Below are 22,517 nucleotides of genomic sequence, written 5' to 3'. Positions count from 1 at the left end.
ATGGGATGTCCTGACGTGGCGGGACGCTACACGCGCCGCCACGGGCCGACAAGGGTCCGGGAGGACTCCGGCAAGGCCGCGGGGAGCCCGAGAAGCCCCCCGCCAGGAGGGGCAGTCCTGGGAAGGTGCGGCCCGCGGGGTGTCCTCAGCCGCCGCTCTCCGGCGCCCCCGCGGTGTCGGAGTCGCGTGTCCGCCACAGGTGCACGCCCACCGCGGAGGCGAGAGCGACGACACAGCCTGCGAAGACCAGCCCCGCGTTCCGCAGTCCGAGGCCGGTGCTCAGTGCCCCGACCCCCACCACCGGCAGCGAGATGCCGAGGTAGGCGACGACGAACAGCGCCGAGATGGTCCCGCCGCGATGCTCCTCGGGGGCGCGGGCGCTCACCGCCGCCATGGCCGAGCGGAACGCCAGCCCCTGCCCGACACCGCCGGTCACCGCGCCGGTCACCAGCAGCGGCAGCGAACTCGCCAGGAGCGAGGCGCCCACCTGCGCCATGCCCGCGACGAGGCCCAGGCAGCCGAGCGGCAGGGCGAGCGCCACGCTCACCCGGCCCGCCGCCGCCTGCCCCAGCAAGGACGCGCAGAACACGGAGAAGACCACAGCGCCGGAGGCGGCCAGGTTGGTCAGGTGCAGGGTCTCGGACATGAAGCCGGGCGAGACGGCGGTGAACAGGCCGAAGACGGCGAAGCCGGTGAAGCAGGCCAGCCCGGCGGGCACGAACACCGGGCGCACCTCGCGCGGCACCTCCATGCCGCGCGGCCGCAGGCCGGGCCTGGGGCGGGGGCGCCGTACGGTCTCGGGCAGCACCAGGGTGAGGGCGACGGCGAGAGCCAGCAGGCCGAGATGCGTCACGAAAGGCAGCACGAGCGGGCGGGGCGCGTACTGGGCGAGCACGCCCGCGAGCAGCGGACCGCAGCCGAGCCCGCCCATGTTGGCGGCGGTCGCCGCGAAGCCCCGGCTGCCGCCGGGCGCCAGTTCCAGGACGGCGGCTGTCGCCGCGCCGCTGAACAGTCCCGCGGCGAATCCTGACAGCAGCCGCCCGGCGAACAGCAGCGGCAGCCCGCCCTCCAGCAGGAAGCAGACGGCGCTGGCCGCCGACAGTCCGAGGGCCACGAACAGCAGCGGCCGCCGCCCGAGTTTGTCGGAGTAGTCGCCCGCGACCAGCAGCGCGGCGATCACCCCCACCGCGTACACGGCGAAGACGACCGTCACCATCAGTTCGCCGAAGCCCAGCTCCTGCCGGTAGAGGCCGTAGAGCGGGGTCGGCAGCGTGGTGCCCGCCATGCCGACGGCGAAGACGAAGGCCGCCGCCGCGTACCACAGCGAGCTGCGCGGGGTTCCTGTGTCGTGTTCAGTACTGTGCACAGCGGGCGACCCTAAAGGATCTTCCGGCGGTCCGCGCCACCTCACCCTGCCCAGGTGTAGCGCACGACGCCCGCGATCCGGCCGTGCTCGGCCAGCGCACCGTCGGGCACGAACACCACCTCCGCCTCGGTGGCCAGCGCGGCCTCCACCGTCTCGTCGACGATGTCGTCGTACACCTCGCCCCCGCTGTCGCTGACCGCGTCGTCGGCTGCGGGCGCCAGGTGGTCGCCGTCGAACCTGACCTTCTGGCGGTAGGGCTCCTCCACGACCAGCAGCGCCAGCCGGCCCTCCCGCGCCGCACGCCACACCTCGTCGATGCCCGCGACGAACTCCTTGCGTCCGATCGCGTCACCGAGCCGGCCGAGTGCCTTCTCGCCGCGAGCCCGCAGGAGTTCGGCCCGCGCGGGCGCCACCGCCTCGCGGACGACGGAGGCCCGCGCAGGGGCCAGGCCGCCCTTCGGTACGGTCGCCACGGCCCCGCGCGCCGCACGGGTACCGACGTCCGCCAGCGCCGAGAGCCCGTGCTGGAGCCCGGCCAGCAGGAGCGGACGCGGCGCCTCGTGCAGCGCCCTGGACAGGCTCGCGTCCACGTCGCGCAGGTGCTGGAGTGCCGCCTCGTCGCGGTAGCCGCTGGTGAAGTCACCGGTGCGGGAGGCGCGCTCCCGCTCGGAGTCGACCGTCGCGCTCTCGACGGGGAAGCCGTACCGCCGCTCCTCGGTGAGCTGCTCGCCCGAACCGCTCCACAGCCTGGCCAGGTCCTCGGAGAAGGCGAGCACCCAGTACGGGCGGTTCTGCGCCTTGGCCGCGACCAGGTTGCGGGTGAGGAAGGTGCGGTCCACGACGATGCGTTCGGCGTCGACCCGGCGCGGCAGGTGCCAGAACTGGTGCTCGCCCTGCGCCGCGAAGAGCACCAGCGCGTCCAGCGCGTACACCAGGTCGATCTCCTCCTCGGCCGCTTCGAGCTGCCCGACGACCTCGGCGCGGACCTGCGAGGTCACCTGCGGGTCGTCGTCCAGACGCCGCCCCGCGTCGGCGATCAAATTGCGCAGCCTGACGGGGTCCTGGAGGCCGTCAGGCTTCGTACGGTGGGTGGGCAGCACCAGGGTGACCGCGGGATAGGGCCGCGGCTGCCGCAGCTCGGCCAGCACCTCGTTGGTCAGATCGTCGGTGCGCATCCGGTGACCTCGCTCCCCAGGTGACGACGACGGCACCCTCCAGCGTCCCGCGCACTCCACCGCCGCGCACGTCGGGGCGACGATACGGACGGCGCGAGCGGGGCCCGCCGGACCTGGCGGGATGCCGCCGCGGGCGGCCGGTCGTAGCCTGGAGAGGGCGCCCTGTACGCGGGGGAAGGAGTGACTTGTGAAGTCCGATGCTCACCCCGACTACCACCAGGTGGTCTTCCGTGACCAGTCCGCCGGTTACGCGTTCCTGACGCGTTCGACGGCCACCAGCGACACCACGATCGAGTGGGACGACGGACACACCTACCCGGTCGTCGATGTGGAGATCTCCTCCGAGAGCCACCCGTTCTACACCGGCAAGGCCCGCGTCGTGGACTCCGAGGGCCAGGTCGCCAAGTTCCGCCGCCGCTACGAGTCCTCGGCGGACGGCACCACCCCCGACGACGTCCTGCACGCGGCCCCCGAGGGCGAGCCCACTCCCGAGGACGTCGTCCTCGCCTCGGGCCGCGACCTGACCGAGCAGAACCTGCAGTGGGCCCGCGAACGTATCGCGGCGGAGGGCCGGGGTGCACTGGAGCGGCAACTGCCCTGACCCCCGGCCGCCACCACGGCCCCGGCCGGGACGTTCACACGCGGCGAGCGGGTGGGAGGGTGTTCCTCCCACCCGCTCGGGGTGTCGCATGCGTGGTGCGTGTGCGCGTGTGCGCGTGGTGCGTGTGTGTGGTGTCGGCTGCTGGGGGCCTTTTGCTCAGTAGGCGGAGTCGACGTTGTCCATGGTGCCGTAGCGGTCGGCGGCGTAGTTGCAGGCGGCGACGATGTTGGCGACGGGGTCGGTGAGCTTATCGGGGGTGCCCTTGACGTGGTACTGGTCGAAGGTGGGCTGGATCACCTGGAGCAGGCCCCTGGAGGGGGTGCCCTTCTGGGCGTTGACGTCCCAGTTGTTGACCGCGTTGGGGTCGCCGGCGGACTCGCGGATGATGTTGCGCTTGATGCCGTCGTAGGAGCCGGGGATGCCGTGCTTGTCCATGATGGCCTTGGCCTCACGGATCCAGCCGTCCAGGTTGTCGGGGTAGGACTTGCCGTCCTTGCCCTTGCCCTTGTCCTCGGCCTTGTCCGCCTTCTTCTCGTCGGCCTTGTCGTCCTTGTCGGACTTCTTGTCGTCCTTGTCGGCGGCGGCCTGGGTGGCGTGGGCGGCGGGCTTGGTCTGGGGCGGGGTGGTGGCGGCGTGGGCGGTGCCGCCCAGTGCGGTGGTGGCGATGCCGGCGGCGCCCAGGACGGTCAGGCCGGTGGACAGCTTGGTGTTGCGCAGAGCAGTACGCATGCGAGCGGATGCCTTTCGAAGGGGGACACATCCGGCCGCGCTCCCGGGCTCCGTGCCCGGTCTCGTCGCGACCTGGGGCCCACCCTGCGGACCGGCTCCCCGCCCCGACAACTATGTGACGTACTATCCCGCTTCGTCCCCTTCACCCGTCACCGTGCGCCGCTCCACCCTCACCCCCGAACCCGGCAAACCGGACATACGAAGGTGCTTCGTATGTGATCTGGCCCCTATGGGTGCCCTCACATCCGGCCCCCGCCGCCGTCACCCACAGCACACCGACCCCACACCCACCGTCGGTGGTGTTCAGCCCTCGACGGCCAGTTCCAGCTCGGCCGTCAGACGGATGTCGGCCGCGCTGCGGCCCGCCGCGAACGTGGCGGGCCCCGGATGGGCGCGCCAGGCCAGCGTCGTGTCGTCCCAGGACTGCACCGCACGCAGGGGGACGGTCAGCCTGGCGTCCGCCGAGGCTCCGGGGGCGGCCTGCACGACGGCGAAGGCGGCGAGCCTGCGGTCGGCCCCGTCGGGCCCGAGGTAGAGCTGGACGACCTCGCGTCCCGCACGGTGGCCGCTGTTGCGGACGCGGACGACGACCTCGGCGACGGACGTGTACGGGTCGTCGCCCTGCGGGGCGGGGGTGCGCCCCGTGATGTTCAGGGACTCGTACTCCCACGTGGTGTAGCCGAGGCCGTGGCCGAACCAGTAGGCGGGCTGGGGCCCGTCGGCCCGCCGCCAGGCGCGGTAGCCGATCCACGGGCCCTCGGCGTACGGCAACTGCCCGTCAGGCCCGGGGACGACCTGGCGCACGGGCAGGTCGTCCTCCGCGTCGGGCCAGGTGGTCGGCAGCCTCCCGCCGGGTTCCGCCGCGCCGAGCAGCACGTCGGCGAGCGCGTCACCGCCCGCCTGACCGGGGAACCAGCACAGGAGTACGGCGGCGACGTCGTGCCGCCAGGGCATCAGTACGGGCGCCCCGGCGTTGACCACGACGACGGTGCGGGGGTTGGCCTCGGCGACGCGGGCGACCAGGTCGTCCTGGCGACCCGGAAGGGCCAGGGTGTCGCGGTCGACGCCCTCGCTCTCCGACTCGTCCGTGGTGCCGACGAAGACGAGCGCGGTGTCGGCGGCCGCGGCCTCCCGTACGGCCCGGTCGATCAGCTCGTCCTCGGGCACGGCGGGGGCGCCGTAGCCGAGCGCGAAGGAGATCAGCCCGAACAGGCCGCCGACGCCGTTCGAGGAGACCGAGTAGACGAGCCGCACGGGGACGCTCGCCCCGGCCTCCGCGTCGAGGAGGAAGACCTGCTGCGGAGGGTTGAGGAAGGCGGCAGCCGGGTCCTCGCTCTCGGGCTGGAGCTCCCCGTCGTAGAGCACCCGCTCCCCCGCCTCCAGCCGGAAGTGGCCGACACCGCTGACGGCCAGCCGGTGCGTGCCGCTCCACGCCGGGGTGAACGCGCCCGTCAGCTCGACGCGGCCCAGGTCGGAGAAGGAGGCACCGCCCGGCAGGCCACCCATCCAGCGGACGCTGCCGTCCTGTTGGTCCGCGCGGGCGAGCTCGGCGTCGTCCAGGCCGTGCAGGACGGCCGTCAGCCGGAAGCCGTCGGCCCGGGTCGCGGGCCCGAGGCGCGAGCGCGGGTCGGGTCCCGGCTCGTAGGTGAGCTCGGTCCCGTCCCCGAGCGCGGCGCGGAGCGCGTCCACAGGGGCGCTGACCCGGGCGGGGAAGACCTGCGAGCTGCCTCCGCCGCCGAACCGGGGCACGGAGGCGTGCAGGCCGCTGACCGCGATCCGGCGGCGGGGTGGCGCTTCGGTGGCGGCATCGGGGGCCGCGGCGGTGGCCTCGGCGAGCGGCAGCACGCCGCCTTCGTTGCGCAGCAGGACGAAGGAGCGCGCGGCCAGGTCACGCACGGTGGCGGGCCCGTCCAGCGGTGCGGGCAGCGCTGTGTCGGGGACGGCGGGCGGGACGTCGCCGAGGACGCCGACGCGTGCGGCCAGCAGCAGCACCCGCCGGGCGAGGGCGTCGACCGTCTCCTCGGCGACCTTGCCCTCGCGGACGGCGGCGACCAGGTGCTCGCCGTAGACGGTGTCAGGGCCCGGCATGGCCAGGTCGAGGCCCCCGAGGGCGCAGCCGACGGTGGAGCGGGCTCCCGTCCAGTCGGAGACCAGGGCGCCGTCGAAGCCCCACTCGCCGCGCAGCACACCGCCCACGAGCACGTCGTGTTCGCTCATGGTGACGCCGTTGACGCTGTTGTAGGCGGCCATGAGCGCCCAGGGCCGGGCCGTGCGCACCACCCGTTCGAAGGGCGCGAGGTACAGCTCACGCAGGGTGCGGCCGTCGGCGCGCACGTCCACGGTGTAGCGGTCGGTCTCGGCGTCGTTGGCCACGTAGTGCTTGGGGGTGGCACCGACGCCGCCCTCCTGGACCCCCGCGACCAGCGCGGCGCCCAGCACACCGGTCAGTTCCGGGTCCTCGGAGTACGCCTCGAAATGGCGTCCGCCGTACGGGGTGCGGTGCAGGTTGATGGTGGGGGCCAAGACGACGTGGGCACCCTTGCCGCGGGCCTCCTGGGCCAGCAGCCGCCCGGCGCACCGGGCGGCCCCGGTGTCCCAGGTGGCGCCGATGGCCGTCGGCGAGGGCAGGGCGACGCTGGGGTCCTCGGGGCTCCAGTCCTCACCCCGCACCCCGGCCGGGCCGTCGGAGAAGACGAGGCGGCCGAAGCCGGCCTGCGTCCGGGCGCCCGCGGGGTCGACCGACCACATGTCGGTACCGCCGAGGAGCGCCACCTTGGCGGTCAGGTCCAGCCGGGCGAGCGCGGCCTCCACGGCGGCGGCGCGCGTCTGGTCGGACTCGGCGCGCGTCTGGTCGGGCTTCGGGGAACCGGGGTTGTTGCTACTCACAGCCACTCACACCGCTCATGTCGCTCACATCGCTCACTGGCTGTGTTCAGCCTCTCAGATCCGGCCCCACCAGGCTCGCGAAAGCCGCCGAAGGCCGCCGGCGCCGCCCCGTGCGGGTGCGAGCGCCGCCCCCGTGCGGAAACGGGTGCCACTTCCGTTCGGACACGGGCGCCGCCCCGCCAGGGCACGGACACGGAAGTGCCGGGGAACCGCGACGACAACGAGAATCATGAAGAAACCGCAGCTCAGAAGGGTGTTATCGGTATTGACAACGGTCACCGATGCAACCTTTGCACCTTTTGGCGCTGTGGGTTTCACTTCAGGCAGCCGGAGCGACGCGAGCGGCATGCCGATGGGGAGGATCGAGGGTGAGCGGGAGTCACGGGCACGGGCACGGAGCGACCGGCCGGGAGGCGCCAGTGCGGCAGCAGCCGGCCGCTGAGCAGGGCGGCCACGGGCGGCACGACCACGGGCGGCACGACCACGCGGGGCCCGACCATGGGCAGCACGGCCACGCGGGGCACTCGCACGGAGTCTCGGCTAGCGCCGACCGGCGCTGGCTCTCGCTGGCGCTCGCCCTCATCTGCGCCTTCATCGTCGTCGAGACGGCCATCGCCGTACTGGCCGGCTCGCTGGCCCTGCTGTCGGACGCGGCCCACATGCTCACCGACGCCGTCTCGATCGTGCTGGCGCTGGTCGCGATGCGGCTCTCGGCGCGGCCCGCGCGCGGCGGCTACACCTTCGGCCTCAAGCGCGCCGAGATCCTCTCCGCGCACGCCAACGGGCTCACCCTGGTGCTCGCAGCGCTGTGGCTGGGCTACGAGGCGGTGCGCAGGCTGCTCGACCCGCCCGAGGTGACGGGCTGGATGGTGGTCACCACGGCCCTGGTCGGCATCGTGGTGAACCTTCTGGCGACCTGGTGCCTCTCGCGCGCGAACCGCTCCTCGCTGAACGTCGAGGGCGCCTACCAGCACATCCTCAACGACCTCTTCGCCTTCATCGGCACCGCCGTCGCCGGCCTCGTCGTCGTGGTGACCGGCTACGCCCGCGCCGACGCCATCGCCACACTGCTGGTCGTCGCACTGATGCTGAAGGCGGGCTACGGGCTGCTGCGCGAATCCGGCCGGATCTTCCTGGAGGCGGCGCCCGTCGGCCTCGACCCGGACGCGGTGGGCGACGACCTGGCCGCCGCCGACGCCGTGACCGAGGTGCACGACCTGCACATCTGGACGATCACCTCGGGCGAGCCCGCGCTCTCGGCGCACGTGCTGGTCGAGCCCGGCGGCGACTGCCACAGGGTCCGCCGGAACCTGCACAGGCTGCTGGCCGACAGGTACGGCCTCACCCACACCACCCTCCAGATAGACCACGCGGGGCACCTGCCGTCCGGGGCCCACGCGCTGACGACCGTCGGCGCGGGGCCGAAGCACTGCGACAGCCCCCACGGGCCCGTCCACCACGACGGGCCGCATCCGCACTGACCCGCCGTCCGCCCGGCACCGACCTCGGAGAAGGGCCGTTCGGCCCCTGCTGGGGCCGGCCGGTGTGGGGCACTCTGGGAGCAGTCCCGGGTAGCACGCGTCAGCCGCCCGGGGCGTGCGCCACCGCTGGGCCGCCGCCCGCGGCCTGTGGGGGGTCCGCGGGCGGCTTCTTCCGTCCCGGTGCGTTTCCTGGGCGGCGTGCGGCGCCGTCGAGCAGCGCTGTTCTCGCGGCGCTCACCCCTGCGAGGGGCTCTCGCAGGGCGTGTCCGTCGGGGTGGGCGAGGGGGACGGGGTGGGGGTGTCCGTCGGGGTGGGAGTGGGCGTCGGCGACTCTGTGTCCCCGTCGCAGGACGGCGGCTCGGTCGGCTCGTCCGACGCGGAAGGCTCCGGGTGCGAGGGGCGAGGCCCCGGCGTGCCCGGTCCCGGTGCGTCGCCGTCGTGGCCGGTGCCACCGCTCCCCGGACGGCTGCCCGAGTCCTTGCCGCGCTCTTTTTCCGCCGCCCTGTCCCCGCCCGTGCTCGCGCGTTTCCCGCCACCCGAACCCTTGCTGCTCCCCCCGGCGGGGAGGGCGCCCTCTCCGTCGGGTACGGCGTGGGTGCCCTCGCGGTAGAAGCGGAGCCAGGCCAGCACGGTGCGCAGGTAGGCGTCGGAGTGGTTGTAGCTGAGGATCGCCCGGTGCAGCCCCGGTGCACGGGTCAGGTCTCGGCCGTCGGCGCACAGGTAGCGCCCGGCGGCCAGTGCCGCGTCGTGGATGTTGTGGGGGTCCTTCCTGCCGTCCCGGTTCCCGTCGGACGCCCAGGCGCGCCAGGTGGAGGGGATGAACTGCAGGGGGCCGACGGCACGGTCGAACGTGTCGTTCCCGTCCAGCGCGCCGCCGTCCGTGTCCGGGATGCGGGCGAACCCGTGCCCGTCGAGTACCGGGCCGAGAATCGGCCGGCGAGTGGTGCCGTCGGGCCGTACGTCGCCGCCGCGGGCCTGTCCCGACTCGACCTTGCCGATGGCGGCCAGCAGTTCCCAGGGCAGCCCGCAGTCCGGTGTGGTCGAGCGCAGAGTTCCAGCGGCGTGCCGGTAGGCGCGCAGGACGGTGGCGGGGATGCCGGAGGCGGCCGCGGTCGCGAGGGTGCTCGCACGGTCGACGAGCCGGCCGGACGCGCCGTCGAGGGGCGGCAGTTCGGTGTGGTAGGAACCGTCGTCGGCAGCGCCTGCCGGGGAGGGGGCGGCGCGGTGGGAGTCCCAGGGAGCGCGAGCGTCCCGGGCACCGGCGACCCCGGGGGCCTGCGAGGCCGTCAGCACGGCGACCGCCACCACGGCGAGCGCGGTGCCCGCGGCGCCCCGCCGCAGCCTCACGCGCCCGCTGCCGGCGGGCAGCGCCACGCGGTCGCCGGCCGCGGTGTGTCTGCCCTGCCGGGAGCGTCCGCCCCCGCTGCCCGGCCTGCCCGGTCCGGATCGCCGGGACGCGTTCTTCCCGTCCTGCTGGGTCATGGGCCGTCCTTCAGCTGAGGGTGTCGATGGCCGCGATCTTCCAGGTGCCGTCCTGCCGTACGGCGTTGACCGCGAGCATGGCGCCGGCGTAGGTGGCGTCGTCCCCCGCCCCGCCGTCCGCCTTCTTCTCGTCCGCCTTCTTCTCGTCCGCCTTCGCCTTGTGCTCGCCCCGCGCTCCGGTACGGGCGCTGTGCTGGTCCGCGAACAGGAGGACCCGTGCGCGGTCGCCTTCGAGCGCCGTGACCGCGCTGTCGGTGACGGTCGTGGTCAACACGAGCTTCTGCTCGCGGCCCTGTTTCCTGACGGTGGCGAGCAGTTCGCGGTGCTGTTCGACGGCCTTGCCGGTCAACAGACGGCGCGCCGCGTCCTCGTTCTTGCCCGGCTTGGCGTGGTCGTAGGAGAAGAGCGCGTTGACGGCGCTGGTGACCTCGCCCTTGACCCGGCTCGTACCGGCGGCGTCCGCCAGCGCGGTGTTCCGCGCGGACGCCGCGTCCCGCAGCCCCGCGGCCTCCGTCGCCGCCCAGGCGGCGAAGCCGCCGAGCAGGAGGGTGAGCACGGCACAGACCAGCGGCAGCCCGCGCCCACGCGGTGCCCGGCCCCGTACGAGCCGGGCGAGCCGGGCCACCAGGGCCATAGGCCCGGGTGTGCGCCTGCCGCGTGCGTCGGTGGCCGACTCGACATCGGTGGCCGACTCGGCATCGGCGGGCGGCTCGATGTCCCGCGAGGTGGTGTCGCGGCGCTTCCCGCCACCGGAATCGTCGACGCGGGGCTCCGGTCCGGGTGTCGGGTCTGTCGGGTCTGTCGGGTCGGGCCGGTCCGGCTGCGGCGCCCGGCCCGTGCGCGGCCGGTCGGCGAGGCGGCGTTGGCGGTTGACGAGGTGGCGGGTGGTGGACATGGGTGCTGCTCCTCGCTCGGTCAGCCGCGCTCGTCCGGTGCGGTGGCGGAGTAGCCGACCGGCACCTGGGCGAGGGCGCTGAGCTTCCAGCCGTCCTCGGTGCGGGTGAGTTCGCCGCGCATCCGGGTCTGTTTGGTCGCGGGCTTCTCCTTTGGTGCTTTGACCGTGGTCCTCACCGCGACCAGCACACCGGCCCGCCCTGCCCGCTCGTCCAGCTCGGCGACGGCGCTGGAGAGGATCCGCGCCGACGTGACGGTCTTGGCCGCGCGGATCTGCTTCTCGAATTCCTTGCGGCCCTTCTTCAGTTGGCCGCGCAGCTCGCCGGTGGTGGACTCCTCCCAGGAGTCGAGCCCCGCGTCGACCTTGCGGTGGTCGAGTGTGTTGAGGTTCTGCACCGCCTGCTCGCCGGCCGAACGCACCTCGTCGCGGGCCGCGGCGTACTCCAGGGTGTCGTCGTGTGCGGCGCCGTACCAGGAGAAGCCGGCCCACACGGCCGAGCACAGCGCCGCGAAGGCCAGGGCGAGCGCCGCCGTACGGAGGGGGCCGCCGCCGGTGAGCCGGCGGACGCGTCCGCGCTTCGCCCGTGTCGTTGCGGCCTTCCCGTTCCCACCCTCCGTCCGTGCCGCTTCCTCATCGGGCGCGTCGGCGTCCGGCGTGGCGACGGCGGCGTCCGCCTCGGGTGCTGTGCTCATCGGTCTCACCTGGCCTTCATCGCGACGATCCGCCAGTCGCCGTGGTCGCGGTGTGCGGTGACGGAGAGCTGCGCGGCGGCGTGGGTGGGCTCGTGGCCCTCGCGGCTCGTGGTCTGGTCGAGGAAGACGAGCAGTTCGGCGCGGTCGCCGCGCAGCCGGGTCACCCCGGCGTCGACGACACGGGTGGCGAGCGTCAGCTTCTGCTCCCGCGCCCGCTTCGTCACCTGCGCGAACAACGTGTCGTACTGGCGCGCCGCCTTGCCCGCGAGCAGGTCGTCGGCCGCCTGTTCGGTGCGGGCCAGGCCCTCGGGGGTGTACGAGAAGATGCGGGAGAGCGCGTCACTGACCTCGCCGGAGGCCCTGCTGGTGGCCGCGCGGTCGGTCAGTGCGGCGTTGCGGGCCGCGTCGCTGCTCGTCAACTGGGCCGCCCGCACGAGGAAACCGGTCCCGGCGGCGAGCGCCAGGACGAGCACCGACACCACGTACCAGCGGGCACGTCGGCTGCCCAGCAGGGCCAGCAGCCGAACCGTGCGGGGGAAGACGGGGCGTCTCATCGGCGCTCCTCCCCCACCGGGACGGGAGCAAGCGAGGTGAGCTTCCACCCGTCGTCCGTCCGTTCGAGTCCGGCCGTCATGCGCTTGCGGTCGGCGGCGGGCGCACCTGACCGGGTCGTGGTCGTGATGCGCACGGTAGCGATCAGTTCGGCGGTGCCCGCCGTGTCGTCCAGTCCGGTGAGCGCCGCGTCGGTGACCCGGGCGCGGGCGCTGGTGCCGCGCTCCCTGAGCGTGTCGGCGCTCTTGTTCTCGTCGCGGCGCAGCTGGTCGCGGAGCGGTCCTGTGGTCGCTTCGCGCCACTCGCGCAGTCCGGCGGCGATGTGCTGGGCGTCGATGGAGTTGAGGGTGGCGAGATGGGTGCGCCCGGCGGCGAGTGCCTGGTCGCGGGCGCGGGAGTAGACGAGATCCTCGTCGGTGTGCGCGCTCCAGTAGAGCCATGCCGAGGCCGCGCAGAACAGCAGCGCGGCGAGCAGCGCCACGGCCGGCCAGACCGCGCCGCGCGGCCGTTGCGGCGCCCCGGTGGCCTCCCCGCTCGGGGCCCCGGCGGCGGCCTCCTCGTCCGCGACGTGCTCGCCGGCAACACCTCCGCCGGCAGCGGCCTCGTCCGCGCCGGGGTCCTCCCCCGTCGGGTCAGGCCCGGTGTCGGCTCGGCCCTGTACGTCGGTGCTCACTTCTCCTCCTTCCCCGGCTCCAGTCCGAGCAGAGCGGCCATGTCGCGCGGTTGCCGTGTGGCTCCGTCACCGGAGCGGGCGGTCAGCCGGTCCGCGTGGTCGGTGGCGAGGGATCCCGGGCGCGCGGGCGCCGGCAGCGGGCCGCCCGTGGGGGCGTTGGCGGAGCCGCGTACGTTCTTGCCGCTCGCAGGCGGCGAGGCGCAGTGCGCGCGCTCGTTGAGCGGCGGCGCCTTCCCCGTCTCGAGGCCGTTGCGGTAGCGGGTTCCCTCGTACCCCGCCGTGCACGGCAGCGGGTCGAAGAAGGCGAGTGACATGCCGAGTGTGGCGCCTTCCTTGGTGATGGCGGTGGAGCCGGCCGCGGCCACCCGGGGCAGGGTGACGAGGAGTTCCTCGATGCCGCGCTGCCGGGTGAGGGCGAGCTCGGAGGTGGTGGTGAGGTTGGCGAGCAGCACGCTGAGGCTGGGGTCGAGGTCGCGCAGCAGGCCCGTCACCTGGGTCGCGGCGCCGGGGGTGCGGGCGATGAGGCGGCGCAGGTCGGGGTCGGACTCCTTCAGCTGTGCCAGCAGTTCCCGGGTGCCGGTGGCGAAGTCGCGCAGGGCCGCGCCTTCTTCGCGCTGGGTGCGCAGCACGGTTTCCGAGTCGACGATGAGTCCGGTGGTCTCGGGGGCGGCCGCGTCGGCGGAGTCGAGGAACTCGCTGCCCGTCTCCAGCAGGACCTCCAGATCGTCGCCGCGCCCCTCGAAGGTGGTGCCGAGCTCGTCGACGACGGTACGCAGCGCGTCGTGCGGGACGGAGGAGACCAGGTTGTCGACGCTGGCCAGCACCTTGGTGGGAGGCGCGGGCAGGTCGGTGTCGGCCTGGCGGATGACGGAGCCCTCGTGCAGGTAGGGGCCCTTCTTGGTACTGGGGCGCAGGTCGATGTACTGCTCGCCGACGGCCGAGAGGTTGGCGACGACGGCTTCGAGTGCGTCGGGGATGCGGGGCGCCGAGGTGTTGATCCGCAGGTCGGCGGCGACGCCGGTGTCGGTGAGGTCGAGGGTGTCGACCCGCCCGACGGACACGCCGCGGTAGGTGACGTTGGCGTGCTCGTACAGGCCGCCTGTGCGGGCGAGTTCCACCCGGACGGTGTAGTAGTCGCGCAGGCCCACGTAGCGGCCCACGTCGGCGTAGCGGACGCCGATCAGGCCGAGGACGAGTACGGCCAGGACGAGGAAGGCGATGTTCTTGACGAGGACGGCGCGCGTCAGCATCAGCGCTCACCCCCGGCCGCGCCGGATGCGTCGGGGGCGGCTGCCGCGCCTGACGTGTCGGGGGCGGCTGCCGCGCCTGACGTGTCGGGGGCGGCTGCCGCGCCTGACGTGTCGGGGGCGGCTGCCGCGTCGGGCGCCGTGGTGACCGCGGGCAGGGGCAGCGCGGCGGGGCTGCCGGCCCCCGCGGCGCCCGGGTCGGTGGGGATCGGTTCCTCCTCCAGCGGCGGTCGCAGGGTGGTGCCGCGGGGGGCCGTCACCCGCAGATAGAGGTTGAGGTAGTCGCCCTTGACTCCGGTCAGGACCTCGTCGGTGAACGGGTAGGTGAACAGCACCTGGAGCGAGTCGGGCAGGTCCTGGCCCGAGTCGGCGAGGCGGCGCAGGGTGGGGGCGAGGGCCCTGAGGTCGGCGACGATGTCGTCCTTGCTGCGGTTGACGGTGTCGACGGCGACGCCGGAGAGGGTGTCGAGGGAGCGCAGCATCGTCATCAGCTGCCCGCGCTGGTCCTCCAGCGTGGTCAGGCCGGGGCTGACCTCGGTGAGGACGGTGTTGATGCTCTTCTTGCGTGCGGCGAGGGTGGCGGAGAGCCGGTTGACGCCGTCGAGCGCACCGGTGATGTCGCTTTTGTGCCGGTCGAGGTCGCCGACCAGCTTGTTGACGCGGCGCAGCATCGACCTGGCCTCCTCCTCGTTGCCGTCGAGGGCCTTGTTCAGCTCGGTGGTGATGGTCTTGAGCTGACTGACGCCGCCGCCGTTGAGCAGCAGCGAGAGGGCGCCGAGCACCTCTTCGACCTCGGGGTTGCGGTTGGTGCGGGCCAGCGGGATGTGGGTGCTGCGGCGACTGCCGGCGTGGTGGGCGGCGGGCGCGGCGGGCAGGGAGCCGCCCCGGCCCCCGGTGTGCTCGCCCTTCGGCGGGTCGAGGATCTGGACGTACTTCTCGCCCAGCAGGCTGGACTGTTCGATGCGCGCGTAGGGCGTCGCCGGGAGCCGCACGCGCCCGTTGAGGCGCATGGTGACCTTGGCCGTCCAGCCCTTCCTGCCGAGCGTGATCTTGGTGATCTTGCCGACGGTGACGTCGTTCATCTTCACGGAGGACTGCGGGACGAGGCTGAGCACGTCGCGGAACTCGGCGGTCACCGTGTACGGGTGGTCGCCGAGGTCGGCGCCGCCGGGCAGCGGCAGGTCCTCCAGGCCGCCGAACCGCGGCAGGTCCACTCCGCCGCCGAGCAGGGTGAGCCCCAGCGCGGCGGCCACCGCGGCGGCGGCGACTCCGGTGCCGGCCCGCACCGCCACCGCCCGTCTCCCCGTGCGTGCGCGGCTCATCGGTCCGCCCCCTCACGTGCGTCGGTCTTCTTCTCGGGGGTGCCGTAGACCGGTCCTGCCGGGGGCAGGGGGACGGTGGGCAGCGCCTCGCGCTCGCTCGGGGTGACGGGCACGAGCCCTGCCGTGCCGGAGGCGGCGGAGCCCTGGGCGGGCAGCAGGGGGCCGCCCATGCTCAGCTCGTTGATGTTGGCGCGGTTGTCGAGGGTGCCCTGGTCCGGGTTGTAGATGTTGAGGAAGTTGCCCGCGGCCAGCGGCGCGGTGTCCAACGCCTCGGCGAGGGAAGCGCGCTGGTCGACGAGGGTCTGCGTGATCGGGGCGAGCTTTTTGACGTTCTTCTTGAGGCTGCCGCGGTTGTCCTCGATGAACTTCTTCACCTTGCCCAGCGCCGTGCCGAGCTGGGCGAGGGCCTGGGCGAGGTTCTCCTTGTCCTCGGCGAGGAAGGTGGTCACGTCCGAGAGCTGCCGCTCGGCCGTGCGGACCCGGGTGTCATTGCGCTTGAGCATGCTGGTGAAGGAGCGCAGGTAGCTGACGGTGGCGAACAGGTCGCCGCTGTTGCCTTCGAGGGTCTTGGCCGCCTTGCCGAACTCCTCGACGGACTCGCCGAGGGCCGCCCCGTTGCCGTCCAGGTTCTCGGCCCCGACGTCCAGCAGCTCGGACAGCGCTCCGTCGGCGTTGGCGCCCTCGGGGCCGAGCGCGTCGCTGAGTTCGGTGATGCTGGCGTAGAGCTGGTCGACCTCCAGGGGGACGGAGTTGCGCCCCGAGGGCAGGACGGCGGAGTCCGCCAGCTTGGGCCCCTTGGTGTAGGCCGGGGTGAGCTGTACGTAGCGGTCGGAGACCAGGCTGGGGGCGATGACGACGGCTCGGGCGTTCGCGGGGATGTCGACGCCCTCGTCGACGCGGAGGGTGACCTCCACCTTCTTGCCGTGCGGTTCGACGGCCTCGACGCGGCCGACGCGGACGCCCAGCACCCGCAGGTCGGAGCCCTCGTAGACGCCGACGGCCCGCTCGAACCAGGCGGTGACGCGGGTGCCGTCCCGGCCGCCGAGCACGGTCGCGCCACCGGCTGAGGCACCGATCACCAGGGCGAGGGCGGCGGCCAGGGCGAGGCTGCGTCTGCGCGGGCGTGTGGGCTCGGTGCTCATCGGCTCTCACCTCCGGGTTTCGGCGGACGGCAGCCGGTCTGCGGCGGAGTGCCGGGCGGCAGATAGCGCTTGGGCACGAGGCCGCACAGGTAGCTGTCGAACCAGCGGCCGTTGCCCAGGGTGTTGCCGACGAGGCGGTAGTAGGGCCCCGCGACGGCGAGCGCGTCGTCGAGGCGCCGGCGGTTGTCCGCCAGCACGCCGGTGACCCGGTCGAGGGCGCGCAGCGTGGGGCCGAGCTGTTTGTTGTTGTCGTCCACCACGCCGGTCAACTCGCGGCCCAGGTCGCGGGTGCCGGTCAGCAGCTGGTGGATGGCGCCGCGGCGGGCGCGGACCTCGGCCAGTAGCAGGTTGCCGTCGCTCAGCAGGGTGGTGAACTCATCCCGCTGGCCCTTGAGGGTCCGGGTCAGTTTCTTGGCTCCGGCCAGCAGGTCGGCCAGTTCCGTGTCGCGGGAGGAGAGGGTCTGCGACAGCTTGGAGAGCCCCTTGGCCGCGCCGCGCACGTCGGCGGGTGTGTCGGCGAAGGTGTCGGAGACGGCCCGGAAGCTCTCGGCGAGCTTGGCCGAGTCGATCTCCTCGAAGGTGCGGCCGAGCCCGGTGAAGGCCTGCGTCACGTCGTAAGGGGACGTGGTGCGCCCGACGGGGATGCGCTTGCCGGGGTCCTGTGCGCGGCTGCCCAGCGGATCGAGTGCGAGGTACTTGTCGCCCAGCAGGGTGCGGATGCTGATGGCCGCCCTGCTGGCGTCGCCCACCCAGGTGTCCTTCACCTTGAAGGACACCCTGACCTTGGCGCCGTCCAGGGCGACCTCGGACACCTCACCGACCTTGACGCCCGCGACGCGCACCTCGTTGCCCGAGCGCAGCCCGGCCGCCTCGGTGAAGTCGGCGGTGTAGGTGGTGCCGCCGCCGATGAGCGGCAGGTCGTCGGCGCGGTAGACGGCGGTGCCCAGCAGCGCGAGGAGGACCAGTCCGACCAGGCAGACGGCGATGGGGTTGCGCTCCGACATCGGTTTCACGCGCGGCATCCGCAGCCGCCTGGTCGCGCTCATCCGCGGCACCTCGGCTCGCTGATGCCGATGCCGGTGGGCGGCTCGCTGCCGTCCGTGGTGCGCAGACCGCTGATCCGGGCCTCGCACAGGTAGGTGTTGAACCAGGAGCCGTAGGAGGCCGCCCTGGCGAGGGTGCGCATCTTCCGCGGCGAGGTGCGCAGGAACTTCTCGAACTGCGGTGTGCCCTCGTTCAGTTGTCCGGAGAGCCGGCCCAGTTCGCGGATGTCCGCCTTGAGGGGCGCCCTGCCGTCCTCGACCAGCCCGGCCGTGGTGGTGGCGAGCCCGCCCATGGCGCTGACGGCCTCCCCGAGGGGCTTGCGGTCCTTGGCGAAGCCGGACACCAGGTCGCTGAGGCTGGTGACGAGTTCGTTGAAGTTCTCCTCGCGCCGGTTGACGGTCTCCAGCACGGTGTCGAGGTTCTTGATGAGGGAGCCGATGACCTTGTCCTTGCGGGCGAGCGTGGTGGTCAGGGAGCTGATGTGGCCGACCAGCGAGGTCACGGTCGAGCCCTCGCCCTGGAGCACCTGGATGATCTCCCCGGCCAGCTGGTTGGTCTCCTTGGGCGACAGGCCTTCGAACAGGGGCTTGAAGCCGTTGAAGAGCTGGGTGAGGTCCAGCGCGGGTGTCGTGCGGCTGAGCGGGATGGTCCCGTCCGCGGCGAGGTCGTGCCCGACGGGCCCGCTGCCGCGTCTGAGGTCGACGTAGCGCTGGCCGACCATGTTGAGGTATTTCACCGAGGCGTGCACCGAGGCCGGCAGCCTCCGGCCCTTCTCGATGGAGAACCGCACCTCGGCGATACGGCGGTCGACGACGGCGATGTGGTCGACCTGGCCGACCCGTACGCCCGCGATCCGGACGCTGTCGCCCTCCACGAGCCCGGTGACGTCGCTGAACCGCGCCCGGTAGGTGTCGCTCTCCCCGACGCCGGTGTGGGAGATGCTCAGCGCGAGGACGGCGGTGGCCAGGGAGGTCGTGAGCACGAACACGAGCGACTTGATCAGCGGGCCTGCCAGGCCTGCGCGCTTCATCGCAGGCTCACCTCCGTACCGCGCAGCGCGGGGCCGACCAGGACGCTGCTCCAGCCGGGCAGGTCGGTGGCCGACGCGTCCGCTCCTGCCGCCAGCAGCTCGTTGATCAACCGGTTCTCCTGGGGCGAGTTGGGCATCCCCGCACCGCCTCGGGCGTCCGCGAGAGTCGCGCCTTCGGGAGCCGGATCGGGTGTCCGCTCCTTGGCGTCCTCGGCATCCTCGGTGTCCGCCGGCCCTGGCTCGGAGTCTCCCGCGCTGCCCGGCCCCTTCGCCTCGCCGGCGCCCTGCGCCCGCGTACCGCCTGCGGGTCCGAGGTAGGGGACGGAGTAGCAGCGCGGGCCGCCGCCGGTGTTCCCGTATGCGGGGGTGTCCTTGCCGGGGCGGTACTTGCCGCGTGAGGGCACGACCTTCAGGTCGACGTGCAGGCCCGGCTCGTCGGTGCCCTTGCCGAGCGCCTGGTCCATCACGGGCACGAAGGTGGCGAGCGTGCGCAGGGTGCAGGGGAAGGCCGGGGACTGCGCGGCGAGAGTGCGCAGGGTGGGGCGGCTCGCCGCGGCCAGCCGGATGATGTTGCCCCGGTTCTCCCGCAGGAAGGTTGTCATCTCGCGCGCTGTGCCGGTGGCCGCGCCGTACGCGGTGGACAGGTCCTCGGCCTTCTCCGCCAGCGTGCTGCTGGTGGTGGCGAAGTCGGAGAGCGCGGTGAGGATGTCGGGCGCCGTGTCGGCGTACAGGTGGCTGACCTCGACGAGTTCCTTGATGTCGCGGTTGAGCGCCGGCAGGTGCGGGTTGAGCTTGGCCAGGTAGGCGTCGAGCGTGACGAGGGTCTCGCCGAGCGCGTCGCCCCTGCCCTCCAACGCCTGCGCGACGGCGGTCAGGGTCGCCGACAGCTTCTGCGGCTGCACGGCGGTGAGGGTGGGCAGCAGGCTGTCCAGCACCTCTTCGAGCTCGATGGCGTTGCGGCTGCGGTCCTGCGGGATGGTGGCACCGGCGCTGATCGCCTTCGGCGACGGGTTCTCGGGCGCCACGAGCGCCACGTAGCGCTGGCCGAAGACGGTGGTGGGCAGCATCTGGGCGCGCACGTCCGCGGGGATGCCCTCCAGCTTGTCGCGGTGGAGCGCCACCCGCAGCCGCGCCCCCCGCCCGTCGGAGCTGATCTCGCGCACCTGGCCGACGACGACGCCGCGCATCTTCACGTCCGCGTTGACGTGCATCTCATTGCCCGCCTGCGAGGTGCGCACGGTGATCTCGGCGTCGTCGGAGAACTGCTTGTCGTAGACGGCGACCGCCAGCCAGATCAGCAGCGCGGGTACCAGCAGGAAGACGACGCCCGCCAGCCGGCGGCGGGCCGTGACGCCGCGCTCTCCTTCCACGGCGGCGCTCATCCGGCGACCTTCACGGTCGTGGTGGCGCCCCACAGGGCCAGGCTGAGGAAGAAGTCGGTGACGCTGATGAGCACGATCGCGTTGCGCACCGACCGTCCCACCGCGATGCCGACGCCCGCGGGTCCTCCCTCGGCGCGGTAGCCGTAGTAGCAGTGGGTGACGATCACCATGACGCTGAAGACGAAGACCTTCAGGAAGGAGAGCAGCACGTCGGTGGGCGAGAGGAACAGCGTGAAGTAGTGGTCGTAGGTGCCGGCCGACTGGCCGTTGTAGAAGACGGTGATGAAGCGGGAGGACAGGTAGGAGCTGAGCAGCCCGATGCCGTACAGCGGGAGGATGCCGATGACGCCGGCGATGATGCGGGTGGTGACCAGGTACGGCATGGAGCGGATGCCCATGCTGTCGAGGGCGTCGATCTCCTCGTTGATGCGCATGGCGCCCAGTTGGGCGGTGAAGCCCGCGCCGAGGGTCGCGGACAGCGCGAGGCCCGCCACCAGGGGGGCGATCTCGCGGGTGTTGAAGTAGGCGGAGATGAAGCCGGTGAACGCGTCGGTGCCGATCTGGTCGAGCGCGGCGTACCCCTGCATGCCGACGACCGTGCCGGTGAAGAGGGTCATGGCGGTCATCACGCCGACGGTGCCGCCGATGACGCCGAGGCCGCCGCTGCCGAACGCCACCTGCGCCAGCAGCCGCAGCACCTCGTGCAGGTAGCGCAGCAGCGCCTTGGGGATCCACAGCAGCGCGCGCACGTGGAAGAGAAACTGGTCCCCGGGTTTGTCGAGCCAGCCGAACAGGCGGGCCTGCGGGCCGGGCTGGGCCATCGGTCAGCCCCCCTTCGGCGGTACGAGCTGGAGGTAGATCCCGGTGAGGATCATGTTGACGAAGAAGAGGAGGAGGAAGGTGATGACGACGGACTGGTTGACCGCGTCGCCCACCCCCTTCGGGCCGCCGCGCGGGTTCAGCCCCCGGTAGGCGGCGACGATGCCGGCGATGAACCCGAAGACCATGGCCTTGATCTCGCTGATGTACAGGTCGGGCAGTTGTGCCAGCGCGGAGAAGCTGGCCAGGTAGGCACCCGGGGTACCGTCCTGGAGGACGACGTTGAAGAAGTAGCCGCCCAGGGTGCCGACGACGGAGACCATGCCGTTGAGCAGCACCGCCACGCCGACGGTGGCCAGCACCCGCGGCACCACGAGGCGCTGGATCGGCGAGACGCCCATGACCTCCATGGCGTCCAGCTCCTCGCGGATGGTGCGCGAGCCCAGGTCCGCACAGATCGCCGACCCGGCGGCGCCCGAGATCAACAGCGCGACGATCAGGGGGCTGGCCTGCTGGATGTTGACCAGCACGCTGGCGGCGCCGGTGAACGACTGGGCGCTGATCTGGCTGGTGAGCGAGCCGACCTGGAGAGCGATGACCGCGCCGAACGGGATGGAGACGAGCGCCGCGGGCAGGATGGTGACGCTGGCGATGAACCAGAACTGCTCGACGAACTCCCGGAACTGGAAGGGCCGCCGGAAGACCGCCCGCACCACCGTGACCGCGAGGGCGAAGAGCCTGCCGGGCTCGCGCAGGAACCCCAGACCCCTGAGCGGGGGCTTGACGGCCTTCTGCCGCGCGGAGCCGGGCACGGGTTGCCGCGCGCGGTCGGGCTCGGGTCTCTCGCCCGCGCCGGGCGGCGTCTGCTCGGTGGCGCTCATGGGCGCTCCCGGGAGCCGGACGGGCCGGGGCGGCTGATGTCCACGGAAGCCGTCGCCGCGTTCGGGTCCACACCGGCCGCTTGCGGCTCCTCCCCTGGCCGCCCTCGCCGCGCGAGGCTCGTGCGCTGCGGCAGGGGCGGCATGTTCTGCGGCAGGCTCGCCTCGACGGCGCGGCGGGCGGCGGGCGGCAGCTGGTCGAGCATGCCCAGCACCCGCTCCCTGCGCCGCCGCACCGCCTGCCGCTCCGGCAGCCCGGGTGTGGGCTCCAGCTGCGGGACGACCTCGCGGGGTACGGCGTGCAGCGGCCCTGCCGCCTGCCCGTCGGCCTCACGGGCGAGGGTGGCCGCGTCCTTCTCCTCCGACATGCCGATGGGGCCGGTGCGGCTGCCGGACAGGAACTGCGCGATGACCGGTTCCTCGCTGGTGAGCAGCACCTCCCGCGGCCCGAAGGTGACCAGGTTGCGGCGGAAGAGCATGCCCATGTTGTCGGGCACGGTCGCGGCGATGTCGAGGTTGTGGGTGACGATCAGCATCGTCGCGTCGATCTGCGCGTTCAGGTCGATGAGCAGCTGCGAGGTGAAGGCGGTGCGCACCGGGTCGAGTCCGGAGTCGGGCTCGTCGCACAGGATGATCTGCGGGTCCAGGACGAGGGCGCGGGCGAGGCCCGCGCGCTTGCGCATGCCGCCGGATATCTCGCCGGGCAGTTTGTCCTCGTCACCGGCGAGACCCACCATCTCCAGCCGCTCCATGACGACGCGGCGGATCTCGGTCTCCTTCTTCTTCGTGTGCTCGCGCAGCGGGAAGGCGATGTTGTCGAAGAGGTTCATGGAGCCGAACAGCGCGCCGTCCTGGAACATCAGCCCGAACTTCTTGCGGGCCTCGTACACGTCGCGCTCGCGGCTGCGCACCATGTCGACGCCGTCCACCAGGACGCTGCCGCGCTCCGGCCTGACCAGCCCGATCAGCGACTTGAGGAAGACGGTCTTCCCCGTTCCCGAGGGGCCGAGCATGACGCTGACCTCGCCTGCGGGCAGGGTGAGCGAGAGGTCCTGCCAGATGTTCTTCTTCCCGAAGGACTTGGTCAGCCCCTGGACGGTCACTTCGATTCCCATGGCGGC

General features: G+C 72.8%; 19 protein-coding genes and 1 pseudogene. 2 read left to right on the top strand and 18 right to left on the bottom strand.

What is annotated here, in order from left to right; all coding sequences use genetic code 11:
- Positions 1-145 precede the first annotated feature (145 nt).
- Both MMF93_RS29450 and MMF93_RS29445 read right to left on the bottom strand, forming a co-directional pair.
- Positions 146-1,366 (bottom strand): MFS transporter, encoded by a 1,221-nt coding sequence (locus MMF93_RS29450; RefSeq protein ID WP_274709517.1) that lies wholly within the window; start codon positions 1,364-1,366, stop codon positions 146-148.
- Positions 1,367-1,407: 41 nt separating this feature from the next.
- Entirely contained in the window at positions 1,408-2,541 is a 1,134-nt protein-coding gene (locus MMF93_RS29445; RefSeq protein WP_242756183.1) for a baeRF3 domain-containing protein, read from the bottom strand.
- Between the two features lie 187 nt (positions 2,542-2,728).
- Between MMF93_RS29445 and MMF93_RS29440 the strand changes: the two are divergent.
- Positions 2,729-2,980 (top strand): annotated as a pseudogene (locus MMF93_RS29440) (type B 50S ribosomal protein L31); the annotation flags it as partial.
- A 318-nt stretch (positions 2,981-3,298) separates the two neighbouring features.
- Here the strand turns inward: MMF93_RS29440 and MMF93_RS29435 are convergent.
- Together MMF93_RS29435 and MMF93_RS29430 are read right to left on the bottom strand one after the other, a co-directional pair.
- A complete protein-coding gene (locus MMF93_RS29435) occupies positions 3,299-3,871 on the bottom strand; it encodes a transglycosylase SLT domain-containing protein (protein ID WP_242756182.1) in 573 nt (190 codons plus the stop codon).
- A 303-nt stretch (positions 3,872-4,174) separates the two neighbouring features.
- Positions 4,175-6,757, bottom strand: a complete 2,583-nt coding sequence (locus MMF93_RS29430; RefSeq protein WP_242756180.1) for a beta-glucosidase family protein — start codon at positions 6,755-6,757, stop codon at positions 4,175-4,177.
- A gap of 419 nt (positions 6,758-7,176) precedes the next feature.
- Between MMF93_RS29430 and MMF93_RS29425 the strand changes: the two genes are divergently transcribed.
- A complete protein-coding gene (locus tag MMF93_RS29425) occupies positions 7,177-8,238 on the top strand; it encodes a cation diffusion facilitator family transporter (protein WP_242756178.1) in 1,062 nt (353 codons plus the stop codon).
- Positions 8,239-8,472: 234 nt separating this feature from the next.
- On the opposite strand, the gene MMF93_RS29420 is transcribed toward MMF93_RS29425, so the two are convergent.
- From MMF93_RS29420 to MMF93_RS29355, 14 genes are read right to left on the bottom strand one after another with little or no spacing between them, the layout of a single operon-like run.
- The gene (locus MMF93_RS29420) at positions 8,473-9,720 is read right to left on the bottom strand and encodes a lytic transglycosylase domain-containing protein (RefSeq protein ID WP_242756177.1); all 1,248 of its coding nucleotides are present in this window, start codon (positions 9,718-9,720) and stop codon (positions 8,473-8,475) included.
- 10 nt (positions 9,721-9,730) lie between these two features.
- A complete protein-coding gene (locus MMF93_RS29415; RefSeq protein WP_242756176.1) occupies positions 9,731-10,615 on the bottom strand; it encodes a hypothetical protein in 885 nt (294 codons plus the stop codon).
- Between the two features lie 20 nt (positions 10,616-10,635).
- Positions 10,636-11,307, bottom strand: a complete 672-nt coding sequence (locus tag MMF93_RS29410) for a nuclear transport factor 2 family protein (RefSeq protein ID WP_242756175.1) — start codon at positions 11,305-11,307, stop codon at positions 10,636-10,638.
- 5 nt (positions 11,308-11,312) lie between these two features.
- Positions 11,313-11,861, bottom strand: a complete 549-nt coding sequence (locus MMF93_RS29405; RefSeq protein ID WP_242756174.1) for a hypothetical protein — start codon at positions 11,859-11,861, stop codon at positions 11,313-11,315.
- Entirely contained in the window at positions 11,858-12,532 is a 675-nt protein-coding gene (locus MMF93_RS29400; RefSeq protein ID WP_341483315.1) for a hypothetical protein, read from the bottom strand. Before MMF93_RS29400 ends, MMF93_RS29405 begins: the two co-directional genes overlap by 4 nt.
- A complete protein-coding gene (locus MMF93_RS29395) occupies positions 12,529-13,782 on the bottom strand; it encodes an MlaD family protein (RefSeq protein ID WP_242756173.1) in 1,254 nt (417 codons plus the stop codon). The genes MMF93_RS29400 and MMF93_RS29395 overlap by 4 nt, the downstream gene beginning before the upstream one ends.
- On the bottom strand, positions 13,782-15,101 hold the full coding sequence (locus tag MMF93_RS29390) for an MCE family protein (RefSeq protein WP_242756172.1): 1,320 nt from the start codon (positions 15,099-15,101) through the stop codon (positions 13,782-13,784). The genes MMF93_RS29395 and MMF93_RS29390 overlap by 1 nt, the downstream gene beginning before the upstream one ends.
- Positions 15,098-16,243: an MCE family protein gene (locus MMF93_RS29385; RefSeq protein ID WP_242756171.1), complete on the bottom strand. Its 1,146-nt coding sequence runs from the start codon at positions 16,241-16,243 to the stop codon at positions 15,098-15,100. The genes MMF93_RS29390 and MMF93_RS29385 overlap by 4 nt, the downstream gene beginning before the upstream one ends.
- Positions 16,240-17,289 carry an MCE family protein gene (locus MMF93_RS29380; RefSeq protein WP_242756170.1) on the bottom strand — a complete coding sequence of 350 codons (1,050 nt, stop codon included), beginning with the start codon at positions 17,287-17,289 and terminating at the stop codon, positions 16,240-16,242. Before MMF93_RS29380 ends, MMF93_RS29385 begins: the two co-directional genes overlap by 4 nt.
- Positions 17,286-18,317, bottom strand: a complete 1,032-nt coding sequence (locus MMF93_RS29375) for an MCE family protein (protein ID WP_242756169.1) — start codon at positions 18,315-18,317, stop codon at positions 17,286-17,288. Before MMF93_RS29375 ends, MMF93_RS29380 begins: the two co-directional genes overlap by 4 nt.
- Positions 18,314-19,699: an MCE family protein gene (locus tag MMF93_RS29370; RefSeq protein WP_242756168.1), complete on the bottom strand. Its 1,386-nt coding sequence runs from the start codon at positions 19,697-19,699 to the stop codon at positions 18,314-18,316. The genes MMF93_RS29375 and MMF93_RS29370 overlap by 4 nt, the downstream gene beginning before the upstream one ends.
- Complete coding sequence (locus MMF93_RS29365; protein WP_242756167.1) at positions 19,696-20,520, bottom strand: MlaE family ABC transporter permease; 825 nt, start codon at positions 20,518-20,520, stop codon at positions 19,696-19,698. Before MMF93_RS29365 ends, MMF93_RS29370 begins: the two co-directional genes overlap by 4 nt.
- Positions 20,521-20,523: 3 nt before the next feature.
- On the bottom strand, positions 20,524-21,399 hold the full coding sequence (locus MMF93_RS29360) for an MlaE family ABC transporter permease (RefSeq protein ID WP_242756166.1): 876 nt from the start codon (positions 21,397-21,399) through the stop codon (positions 20,524-20,526).
- Positions 21,396-22,511 carry an ABC transporter ATP-binding protein gene (locus MMF93_RS29355; protein WP_242756165.1) on the bottom strand — a complete coding sequence of 372 codons (1,116 nt, stop codon included), beginning with the start codon at positions 22,509-22,511 and terminating at the stop codon, positions 21,396-21,398. Before MMF93_RS29355 ends, MMF93_RS29360 begins: the two co-directional genes overlap by 4 nt.
- Positions 22,512-22,517: the final 6 nt, after the last annotated feature.

The sequence above is a fragment of the Streptomyces tubbatahanensis genome (assembly GCF_022699385.1).
In the GTDB taxonomy this organism is placed as follows: Bacteria; Actinomycetota; Actinomycetes; order Streptomycetales; family Streptomycetaceae; genus Streptomyces; species Streptomyces diacarni.
Note: the sequence above shows the minus strand (reverse complement) of the source record. Positions and strands in the feature narration are given on the sequence as shown.